Here is a 10,257-nt window from a genome sequence, read left to right as displayed (position 1 = left end):
ACCGCCCAGAGGGCGGCGTTACAGATACTTTCGCGTAATTAATTCCTACTATTGTCATTGCGAACTGCACGAAGCAATCTCAAGCTTTATTCTGTGAGTTAAAGTTTGTTTAAAGAAAAAGCTACTATGGATGAAGACTTAATGTAGATTGAGCTAATTGGTGCGATCGCACTAACAGCAGCTAGGATGAATTTGCTATGGTAATTTTAGTGCCTTAAAGCTGAAGGAGAGAAAATCATGGTTCAGGTTCAAGAAATTGCTCAGGTTTCCACTCTACGCACATCTAGCACCTCCACTGGAGTTGCGGCCACAGAATTGAGACCTTGGGGTTCCTTCACCACTCTCGAAGAAGGAAGCGGATATAAAATTAAGCGGATTGAAGTAAAGCCGGGACATCGCCTCAGTCTGCAAATGCACCACCACCGCAGCGAACACTGGATTGTTGTTTCTGGTACTGCTAAAGTTACCTGCAATGAGAAAGAAGAAATTATCTTTAGCAATCAGTCTACCTACGTCCCTCAAGGTCACTCTCACAGGCTGGAAAATCCCGGTGTGATTCCTCTGATCCTAATTGAGGTACAAAATGGGGAATATCTCGGAGAAGATGACATTATACGCTTTCAAGACGACTACGCTCGTACAGAATCTAAGGCTAAATAGAGAATTGAGGAAGTCAGGAATCCTGAAATATGTAAAAATTATTCTCAAAGGCTGAATCCAGTCTTTGATTCTGACTTCTAAATTGTCATTGCTATAGCAACCTTCTTGCAGTTAGGACACTCGCTGATTGCTGAAACCCGCTGATTCTATTCCCTTCTTCCCTTCTTCCCTAGCCCCTAGCCCCTAGCCCCTAGCCCCTTCTTACCCTAGCCCCTAGCTATAAATTTTTTTAATGATTCATTTAAACAAACCAGCAGCCATTGAAGTAATGCGTCTTAAGTCTAAGCATCCCAATCCCAATGCTTTATTTCGGCTTGGTGTTGAATCTAGTGGCTGCTGTGGCTTGTCTTATACAATGGCTTTTGATGACAATCTTAATCCTGACGATTTGGTGTATGAATCTGAGGGTATCCAAGTAGCGATCGATCCGCAACAACTTATGTATGTTAATGGTCTTACTTTGGATTACTCGGAGGATTTGATGGGCGGGGGTTTCCGATTTCATAATCCTAATGCTAGCCAAAATTGTAGTTGTGGCAATTCGTTTAGCCTAAAGGAATAAATTTGCGTTGAATATATTCGAGGTTCTGGTAATTATTTCTGCATAAATCTTACCAGACAAACTAATAAATTCTAACCTCACTTATCCAATGGTAAACTAGGAGCGGATGGAGGTACAACTCGACGGTGAACTGTCGCTTTATGACTTTCTCGCAAAGTTTGCATTTCCACTGCGATCGCCTCAAATTCTACTTCTAAACTCCCATAGGCAATTTCTAACTCAGCGATCGCTTCAATATTCCCTAACCCATTCGGCGAAAACTCCGCGATCCAACGCGGCCCATCTAAAATTACGTAACTTTGGCGATCGTAAACCCAGATTTTGACATAAATCCGAGGCATCAGTTCCGGTAAACGGACTCGGACTTTAATTAGCCTCCCAGCGACAATTTCCTTACTGAGCACGTCCAAAACTGGAGTCGGCACTGGCTCCTCTTCTGGTAAAACATAAGGAGTACGCTGAGTTTGTCCTTGTCGATCGCTTTCTACTTCTACGTTCACCTTTTTCACCTGTCGCGATGGTAGCGGATCGTCAAAGACGACAAACTCCCTCGCTACCCAGTCAGGTTTACCCGGAGTTGCGGAACTGGTTTGGCGATCGCCACCATTAATTTCTGCATCCTCTGGGATTGATTTCCCCTCAACCCCATCTGAGGTCAAAATCTCTCCTAAACCTTCTTCTCCCTTTATATCCAAGCTTTCCGGCGATGGTGGCATACTTGCCTTCAGCCAATCCGAAAACTCGGTATCATTCGCCAAAGAGCTCAGCCGCGTCAAAAACCGATCTTGCAGTTTTAAACCTCGAAATCCTTGTTCTACCGCAGGCGGAGAATCTGCAAGCTGTGGTTCTGACATCATTAAACCACTGTCCGATCCCGTATTTGCATCCAATTCTGAATTGGTAGACGCTTCCGAATTAATACTAGGACGATCGTTTGTTTCTTTTGACTCTTCTGGAACCGATGTTACTAATAAATCGCTGAAAGTAGGAGTAGCCTTGAACAGTGGTACAACCTTCGATTCCTCACTTTTTGGCTTTTTCTCTAAATTTGCGGCCAATACCAACAGGGGGGCAATTTCTGAGGAAGACATTTTACCGCTACTATCGCTAAGTCCCTGACCAAATGCTGGTAAATCTAAAGATTGATTTGGTGCGATCGCCCCTGGGCGAGTTGTAATTTGAGGCGGGAGTTGTCCTCGTGGTGAAAGTGGAAATTCCCCTGGCGTAGCTTCTTTAAGAGTTTCTGTCAGATTAGCAAAAGATTGATTTAAGTTTGCTTCTTCCTGCTTTGCTAATGTTTCTGGAGTAGTTACTTGATGGTTTTCTTCACTAAAATTTTGGACAATTACTTCTAGTAAATCTTCCAAACGGGCTGTGATTGTGAAAGATTCCGTTCCTAGTAATGTCGTGCCATCCAAAAGCACTGCTTCTCCCAACATTAAGCGGGTTTTGCATTCGGAAGGCAGGTAAATAACGCAGGCAAAAATACAAGGAGAAAGCTGCTGTGGCAGTGTTTGTCTGGTATCTACTAAAACTTTGCCAGTTTGGGGATCGCGGAGGCAAATTTGTACTTGTAATTTCGCGATCGCTCTTTGCAATCGTTCCGCTTGAATTTCGGGGGTGAGTGCCTTACTATTAGATAATTCGGACTTTTCTGCAATCTCAACTTGCCCGTAAATAATCAAAGGCTGACCTAATTGAGCTACGTAGCTTTGCTTTTCTAAGGTTAGCCGCAGGTCAAATTCGGAGATATCTAAAGTATCTGGTGTAGAATTTAGGGGTGAAACTGATAATTTCTCGGTTAAAGGCGATACCGACCGCTGGCTACGCCCACGCAACTTTTCTAGTTTAGTCTTTGCTTCAGCAGAAATAGCTTTTGGAGAACTGTTTTCAGCGTTATTATCTACAGAAGTTTGTACCTGTGTAGCTTCAAGTTTTTCTGGGGAGGGGTTAGAAGGTTCTGCTTCCTGGGAAGTTGGGATATCTGCTGGCTTCGCGATCGCGGATACTGAGGCTTCTGAAATTGTCGTTGTCCCCTCTGGTTGGGAAAATGCGATCGTGGATGTAGAGTCCTCAGTAGTTGGGCTAAAAGACTCTTCTAACTCTAAATAATCTTCAGTTGGCAAAACTTGCAACTGAACCAGATGCTGGCTAATTTCCCCTGAATCTCCCCCTGAATTTTCCAAACAGCAGAGTTCCCAAATTCCAGGTTTGAGGCTAGTGTAGGGAATGACAACCATCAACCCTTCCGGGTTAGTCCGAGTCGATCGCTTCTGAACTCGTCGCTGGGGAGGTACTTCATCCGTAAGCTGGTGAGTAATGCGAACCTCGATCTCCGCATTGGCAAGGGTAGAACGGGCTACAACGCGATAGCGGCCTTCCAGAATTTCCACATCGGGCGATTCCAGAGGCAACCAGGCGCGATCGCCTTCCTTCTGTAGCAGAAATTCCCAGTTTTCCATGAGTGGCTACAGCACACGAAACAGCTAGTATCATTCAGAATATCATGTTTCGTAGCACTTTGTAATTAAAAATTAAAAAATTAGAATTTAGAATAAATTGCTTAATTGTTTGTAACGCCGCCCTCTGGGCGGTAGAGATACCGCCCAGAGGGCGGCGTTACGTAAGATAACAACTAACAACTAACAATTACCAAGGACTCCCAATCATACTAAAAGCCGCCCAATAGTAAGGATGAGATAAATTTTCATTGCCAATTTCAGCAAACTCAGATGGTAAGATCATTCCACCCCTAGAACTTTGCAACTGACCATTTTCCAAACGCACTTTACCGTGAATCATCGCAATTTGAGCCTGTCGCAACGCCTCAGCTTTAATAGGTGCAGTCCGCAACTGATGGTAAAATTCACTCATTAAGGCTAAAGTCCCCGTATCGCTAACATACCAAACACTAGCTAAAGCCGATTTTACACCCGCTTGTACTGCTAAACCGGCAAATCCTAACTCCACATCCTTATCACCTAAAGCAGTACGACAAGCACTTAAAACTAATAGTTCCACAGGCGGATTATTCCACCCCAACTGCCTCATTTGATCTAACCGTAAAGGAGTATCCCAAAACTGAATATAGGAATTATTAGGAGTTCCAGCCTTAAACTCTGCGTGGGTTGCTAAATGAATAATACCAAAACGTTGCCGCAACCGTTCCGACTGTAAATTAACTAAAGTAAAATCTTCATTCAGAAAAGATTCACCCGGCCACTGTTGAGAAATCGCCTTTAATTCCAATGGCACTGCCGGTAAAGGTTGTTGTTCGGAAAAATTAGAAAAATCCGAGGCCCCCATTGCCAAAACTTTCGAGTTTTTGAGGTCAGCATATTTAGATTCTGTAAATTGGAAAGCAGGGATGCGGGCTAGACTGTACTTTTCTGTCAGAAAACGAGTTCCATCATGCAAAGCTGGCAGCGGTAAAGTACGCAATCCATTACCGACACAAAATAGTAATGTATCGATATTTTGAGCTTGTAAATTTAATTCTAGAGGTGCAATTATCCATTGATAAAGTTGCTGAGCAGTGCTTAAATAGCTAGTGCTGTTAATTTTTCTCGGATTAGTAATTTCAGCAAAAAACTGTTTAACAACTGGAAGCAAAGCCTCGCGTTTAGCTGCGGGAACACTTTGGCGGAAAGGAGGACGATCGGGAGTTAGTAACAGTAATTCCAGTTGATCTGCACGGGGAAGAATATAGATTAAGGCTGGCTTTTTCTTAGTTTGAACAGCTAGGCGTGAGAGAGTTTGTGCTATTTGGTCAGCCGTCTGTGACTGAGGTGAAAAACTTTCTTTAAAATATGACTGATATTGATTTTCCCAATCTTTCTCAATTCTGTCTACAGCCTCAGCATAGTTGCCTTCATCAAGCAGATTTCTGATTGTTGGGTATTCAAGCACATCCGTGCTACTATCTTGAGCAAAAGTCATGGGAATACTTAAGCTCAACAAAAAGCTCAACAAGAAAAAAGTAACGAGTAAAAAGTAAAAAAGTCTGCTCTTACGCATAGATATAAAATAAATCCAATTTCTTTTCAATGATACTGCTATTTTCATCAGATTGAAGCCAAGATGGGGCAGGGGAAAAATACATTTCTATTTAAAAATAGCTCTCTAGCTTATTTTTAACCAGAATTTACGTAAAACGACTCTTTGATGTAACAGAGAAGGGGAGTTGAGGTGATATAAGCAATCTCAGCAGCACAAATACCTGATAAAAGACTTTCGCACTGCAACTAACCTCGATACAATAGTTCACATAGGCTTTATAAGTCGTCGATCTCTGGATAAGTGTTTCCCTAATTTCAAATTTAAACTCTCAAATCGATTATGACGCTGCCTTCTAACCCGGAGACACCCGAACAGGGTTCGGATAATAACCTCCCACCCGCCACCCCAGAAAATCTAAGTATTGCAACGACTAATGACGCTGCGATCGCACCTCGCAACCTAGAAGGGGAATATCTCAATGAACTCCCTGATGAGGTAGAGATGTCGCTGTTTGACCATTTAGAAGAATTGCGACAGCGGATTTTTTATTCGCTGCTTGCTGTCGCTGGGGGTATGATCGGTTGTTTTCTGACAGTTAAACCGATCGTACAACTACTAGAAATTCCGGCAAATGGGTTGAAATTTATACAATTAGCTCCGGGAGAATTTTTCTTTGTCTCGCTGAAAGTCGCTGGTTACAGCGGTTTATTGGTTGCTAGCCCCTTCATACTTTACCAAATAGCGATGTTTGTTTTACCAGGTCTAACTCGCCGCGAGCGCCGATTGATGGGGCCTGTTTTCTTGGGGTCTAGTGTTTTATTTGTAGGCGGTTTGGCTTTTTCTTACTTGCTTTTAATTCCTGCGGCGTTAAATTTCTTTGTTAGCTATGGGGAAGGTGTTGTTGAGCAGTTGTGGTCAATTGACAAATATTTCGAGTTTGTGTTGCTGCTAATGTTCAGCACTGGTTTAGCTTTTGAAATCCCAATTGTTCAAGTAATTTTGGGTATTTTAGGAATTGTTTCTTCAGGCCAAATGCTTTCTGGTTGGCGATATGTGATTCTAGGTGCGGCTGTTTTAGGAGCAGTTTTAACACCTTCTACTGACCCTCTAACTCAAACTCTTTTAGGGGGAGCCGTTCTGGGTCTTTACTTTACCGGAGTTGGTTTGGTGAAGCTTTTAGGACGATGAGTTCTGATATCCGTAACGCCGCCTTCCAGGCGGTATCCTAACCGCCCAGAAGGCCGCGTTACTTACCGCTCTTTTATCAACAAGGCATACAGGCTGTAACCCTTATGGGAGATACTTTATAGCCCTCTTTGTCACTCCTCCAGTTTCAAATCATAAAAGACTTGTAACAACCCGGAGCTATATTTTATTACATCTTTCAAATTAAGCACTATTTCTAGGTTAGTATCTTTCACAATCAGCGGAATCCCATCCCCTAGAATAATAGGGTGAATTGAAAGGATAATTTCATCAACCAAACCGTGTTTTAAGAAATAATGAATTGTCTGACCGCCACCAACTAACCAGATATCACCGCCGCTCATATTGAGTAGCTTATTGATGAATTGTTTTAAATCACCCCCCACAAATTCCACATTGTCATCTTTTGTGCCAGAAAGGGAGTTTGAAAACACAAAGCTTTCTTTACCTTTGTAGGGATATTCTCCAAAACCAAGAATTTGCTGATATGTATTATTACCCATAATTAATGTGTCAATTCGGGCAAAAAATTCAGCGTAACCGTAGTCAGAGTCGGTGAATAACCAATCAACATCACCTGATGTTCTTGCAATATATCCGTCAAGGCTAGACGCAATAAATAATCGTATTTTCCGCATAAAGTAGAAAGATTGCTATTGGGATAATTAGTATAACTATTTAGCAGACCTAGCAGCTAAAAGTGCGATCGCACCCACCACTATTTTATGCTCTTGTACCTGTATTCTAGCGTGCAAAGTTTCTGCTGTATCACCTGCCAATATTGGCACTGCGGCCTGCATTAAAATCGGGCCGCTGTCAACTTCTAAATGGGCAATATGAACTGTACAACCAGTTATTTTAACCCCAGCTTTTAGGGCTTGCTCAATGGCTCTAATTCCAGGGAAACTAGGTAATAAACTGGGGTGAATGTTAATAACTTTTTCGGGGAAAGCGTCGAGCAAAACTGGGGTGACAATTCGCATCCAGCCGGCCATAATTACCCAGTCAACATTAGATTCTCGAAAAGTCTTGACAATTTCTGCATCTAACTCTTCACGACTGTAATTACGGTGATTGAGAAGAACAGCAGGAACGCCAAATTTTTGAGCTCGCAATACAACTTTGGCATCGGGATTGTTATAAATTACGACTTGAATTTGAGCATTGAGTTGCTGGTTCTCTATCGCCTCAGCAATTGCCTCAAAATTACTGCCACTACCAGAGGCAAGAATTCCCAATTTTAAAGGTGAATCTCCCATTTTTTCTATAGGTGGAATATCAGGAGAAATCAAACAATTTTTAGAATCAACAATTGTGGTAATCATAAGCTTTTTGCTATTATTGTACTATTATTGTAGACTGGAACCAGTAGGACATTATTGGTGTTTACAACATTTTACCACTTTAGCTTGCTTGCTAAGCATATTTTTTTCCAAAAAAATCCTGTCTCAGAATCGAGTAAATTTTTAGGTCGCAGTATTTGCCTTTAGTAAATATATGCTGCCTCAAGATACCTTCAAATTCCATCCCTACTTTTTCCATTACGCGAGCTGAAGCAATATTTTCAACTTCACATCTAGCTTCAATTCGATTTAACTTCATCGTTTGAAAGCCAAACTTAATTATAGCACCAACTGCTTCGCTCATATACCCTTGCTTCCAATATTTCCGAGAAAGTACATAGCCAATTTCGGCGCGGTTGTGAGCTAGATAGTATTCAGCAAATCCACAAGTACCAATAAACTTTCCATCTTCTTTATGGATAATACCCCAGTCAGTAATTTGGCGATTTTTATAGCGCTCAACTACTGTATTTAGAAAGAATTTGGTATCTTTTACAGACTGATGAGCATTCCAAATAGTGTATTTTGCCACTTCTGGGTCAGAAGCATACTCAAACATATCTTCCGCATCCTCTAAAGTCATCTTTCGCAGGATTAACCGCTCAGTTTCTAAGGTTGTCAGATTTCGGAATATATCTTGAGTTTCCACTTTCACTTCCTAGGATATTATGATACAATTCAAGAGCTAAAAATTAAAATATAACATCAAATGGTTCCGAGTAAATCTAGGCATTTTCACTGGCTGGATAATGACACAATCGCGGCTTGGATTTTTCTAGCTCCATCTCTCATCTTGCTGGTTACTTTTGTCTTATGGCCCATCATTTATTTATTTTACCTCAGTTTTACCGCTGGTAGTTTCACTCGTTCGGGTATGCGTTTAATTGGTCTCAATAATTACTACCGTTTGCTAATTAGCCCTGATTTTTGGCAAGTTCTTGGCAATACTCTCTATTTTAGTGTTGCTACTGTCATTCCCAGTTTAATTATACCTTTAGGTTTGGCAGTATTATTAAATCGATCGTTTGCCTTGCGAGGTTTTCTTCGTACTGCTTATTTTATCCCTTCTATTACCTCCTTAGTTGCAGTTGGCTTAAGTTGGCGGTGGCTCTTTCAAACAGAAGGGCCAGTTAATAATTTATTAATTGCTATTGGTTTAAATCCTGTCCCCTGGTTAAATAGTACAATTTGGGCAATGCCAGTGCTGATTTTGTTAAGTATTTGGAAGCAGTTAGGCTTTAATATGGTCGTATTTATAGCTGGATTACAAGCAATTCCTATCAACCGTTATGAAGCCGCAGAATTAGATGGTGCTGGGCCTTGGCAGCAATTTTGGCACATTACTTTACCAGGTTTGCGACCTACTTTAATTTTTGCTACTGTCACTACTGCTATTTTTACCCTGAGAAGTTTTGAGCAAGTTTATGTTATCACGGGCGGCGGCCCTTTAAACTCTACTAATTTGTTAGTTTATTACATTTATGACCAAGCTTTTGCTCAATTTGATTTCGGTTATGCAGCGGCGGCGGCAACTTTGTTGATGGCTGGAGCTTTAATGTTAGTTTATTTACAGCTAAAGGTGTGGGGTGAAGATTCTTAAGGAAGAAGGAAGTAAGGAAGAAGAGGCGTTTTTTCCCAATTAGCCATTAGCAATTAGCCATTAGCAATTAGCCATTAGCAATTAGCCATTAGCCATTACCTGTTAACTGTTTATATTCCATGTGTTTTGCTGTTTGCTCAGCTTTTTCTTTTCCTAAAAGTCTACCAACAACATATAAAGACATATCAATTCCTGCTGAGATTCCCCCAGAAGTAATAATTCTGCCATTGTCCACAAATCGGAGATCTTTCACAACAGTTGTATTCGGAGCAATTTCTATTAATAAATCAAAGGCTTTATGATGAGTTGTCGCTTCTAAACCTTCTAATAAACCCGCCTTTGCCAAAAGTAGCGAACCCGTGCAGACAGAAAGCACTAATTCTGCTGTTTTCGCACAAGATTTTATCCAATCAATTACAGGCTGATGATTCATTAAAATTCGAGTTCCCATCCCTCCCGGTACGATTAAAATATCCGGTTGTGGACAATTTAATATGGTATAATCGGGATTAATACTCAGACCATTACGAGCTGAGATAGCACCGGATTTTTCCGCAACAGTACAAACAGCAAAAGGTTCACGGTTATTTAATTCTGAGGTGACAGAAAACACTTCAAAAGGCCCGGCAAAGTCAAGCACTTCGGCATCATCAAAGATAAAAATTGCTACTTTCTTAGTTGTCATAAAATTAGCTTAATACATAAGTAGTCGGACATATATATTGCTTGTCATTGCGAGGAACGAAGCAATCCCAAAGGCTTGTGATTGCTTCGTTCCTCGCAATGACATAGTTACGTTTATTTATGTCCGACTACTTACCTCTGATAGAGACACAAAATCTGAAACAGTTGTTAGTGTAGAAAATGCAGCCGCTACAACTGTAAAG

At 41.3% G+C, this 10,257-nt stretch carries 10 protein-coding genes; 4 read left to right on the top strand and 6 right to left on the bottom strand.

The window, feature by feature from the left end:
* Nucleotides 1-237: 237 nt before the first annotated feature.
* Both PY364_RS24405 and PY364_RS24400 read left to right on the top strand, forming a co-directional pair.
* The gene (locus PY364_RS24405) at nt 238-660 is read left to right on the top strand and encodes a cupin domain-containing protein (protein WP_275570299.1); all 423 of its coding nucleotides are present in this window, start codon (nt 238-240) and stop codon (nt 658-660) included.
* Nucleotides 661-892: 232 nt separating this feature from the next.
* Nucleotides 893-1,222, top strand: coding sequence for an iron-sulfur cluster assembly accessory protein (locus PY364_RS24400; RefSeq protein ID WP_275570298.1), 330 nt, complete (start codon nt 893-895; stop codon nt 1,220-1,222).
* Nucleotides 1,223-1,299: 77 nt separating this feature from the next.
* Here PY364_RS24400 and PY364_RS24395 read toward each other — a convergent pair whose 3' ends face one another.
* Together PY364_RS24395 and PY364_RS24390 are read right to left on the bottom strand one after the other, a co-directional pair.
* Complete coding sequence (locus PY364_RS24395; RefSeq protein ID WP_275570297.1) at nt 1,300-3,684, bottom strand: hypothetical protein; 2,385 nt, start codon at nt 3,682-3,684, stop codon at nt 1,300-1,302.
* Between the two features lie 187 nt (nt 3,685-3,871).
* Nucleotides 3,872-5,161 (bottom strand): CHAT domain-containing protein, encoded by a 1,290-nt coding sequence (locus tag PY364_RS24390; protein WP_275570296.1) that lies wholly within the window; start codon nt 5,159-5,161, stop codon nt 3,872-3,874.
* Between the two features lie 399 nt (nt 5,162-5,560).
* Here PY364_RS24390 and tatC point away from each other — a divergent pair, with 399 nt between their 5' ends.
* Nucleotides 5,561-6,409, top strand: coding sequence for a twin-arginine translocase subunit TatC (tatC, locus tag PY364_RS24385; RefSeq protein ID WP_275570295.1), 849 nt, complete (start codon nt 5,561-5,563; stop codon nt 6,407-6,409).
* A 131-nt stretch (nt 6,410-6,540) separates the two neighbouring features.
* On the opposite strand, the gene PY364_RS24380 is transcribed toward tatC, so the two are convergent.
* The 3 genes from PY364_RS24380 to PY364_RS24370 all read right to left on the bottom strand — a co-directional run bounded on the left by PY364_RS24380 (nt 6,541) and on the right by PY364_RS24370 (nt 8,419).
* Complete coding sequence (locus tag PY364_RS24380; RefSeq protein WP_275570294.1) at nt 6,541-7,065, bottom strand: dihydrofolate reductase family protein; 525 nt, start codon at nt 7,063-7,065, stop codon at nt 6,541-6,543.
* A 36-nt stretch (nt 7,066-7,101) separates the two neighbouring features.
* On the bottom strand, nt 7,102-7,686 hold the full coding sequence (gene purN / locus PY364_RS24375) for a phosphoribosylglycinamide formyltransferase (protein ID WP_275570300.1): 585 nt from the start codon (nt 7,684-7,686) through the stop codon (nt 7,102-7,104).
* Nucleotides 7,687-7,843: 157 nt separating this feature from the next.
* Nucleotides 7,844-8,419 (bottom strand): GNAT family protein, encoded by a 576-nt coding sequence (locus PY364_RS24370; RefSeq protein WP_275570293.1) that lies wholly within the window; start codon nt 8,417-8,419, stop codon nt 7,844-7,846.
* Between the two features lie 60 nt (nt 8,420-8,479).
* Between PY364_RS24370 and PY364_RS24365 the strand changes: the two genes are divergently transcribed.
* On the top strand, nt 8,480-9,370 hold the full coding sequence (locus PY364_RS24365; protein ID WP_275570292.1) for a sugar ABC transporter permease: 891 nt from the start codon (nt 8,480-8,482) through the stop codon (nt 9,368-9,370).
* An 88-nt stretch (nt 9,371-9,458) separates the two neighbouring features.
* On the opposite strand, the gene PY364_RS24360 is transcribed toward PY364_RS24365, so the two are convergent.
* Nucleotides 9,459-10,055: a DJ-1/PfpI family protein gene (locus PY364_RS24360; protein WP_275570291.1), complete on the bottom strand. Its 597-nt coding sequence runs from the start codon at nt 10,053-10,055 to the stop codon at nt 9,459-9,461.
* Nucleotides 10,056-10,257: the final 202 nt, after the last annotated feature.

The sequence above is a fragment of the Kamptonema sp. UHCC 0994 genome (assembly GCF_029167235.1).
Taxonomy (GTDB): domain Bacteria; phylum Cyanobacteriota; class Cyanobacteriia; order Cyanobacteriales; family Microcoleaceae; genus Kamptonema.
This window is presented reverse-complemented; position numbering and strand designations above follow the sequence as displayed.

Coding starts and splice junctions, on each gene's coding strand:
- PY364_RS24405 (WP_275570299.1), top strand. CDS start 238: ATGGTTCAGGTTCAAGAAATTGCTCAGGTTTCCACTCTACGCACATCT.
- PY364_RS24400 (WP_275570298.1), top strand. CDS start 893: ATGATTCATTTAAACAAACCAGCAGCCATTGAAGTAATGCGTCTTAAG.
- PY364_RS24395 (WP_275570297.1), bottom strand. CDS start 3,684: ATGGAAAACTGGGAATTTCTGCTACAGAAGGAAGGCGATCGCGCCTGG.
- PY364_RS24390 (WP_275570296.1), bottom strand. CDS start 5,161: ATGACTTTTGCTCAAGATAGTAGCACGGATGTGCTTGAATACCCAACA.
- tatC (WP_275570295.1), top strand. CDS start 5,561: ATGACGCTGCCTTCTAACCCGGAGACACCCGAACAGGGTTCGGATAAT.
- PY364_RS24380 (WP_275570294.1), bottom strand. CDS start 7,065: ATGCGGAAAATACGATTATTTATTGCGTCTAGCCTTGACGGATATATT.
- purN (WP_275570300.1), bottom strand. CDS start 7,686: ATGGGAGATTCACCTTTAAAATTGGGAATTCTTGCCTCTGGTAGTGGC.
- PY364_RS24365 (WP_275570292.1), top strand. CDS start 8,480: ATGGTTCCGAGTAAATCTAGGCATTTTCACTGGCTGGATAATGACACA.
- PY364_RS24360 (WP_275570291.1), bottom strand. CDS start 10,055: ATGACAACTAAGAAAGTAGCAATTTTTATCTTTGATGATGCCGAAGTG.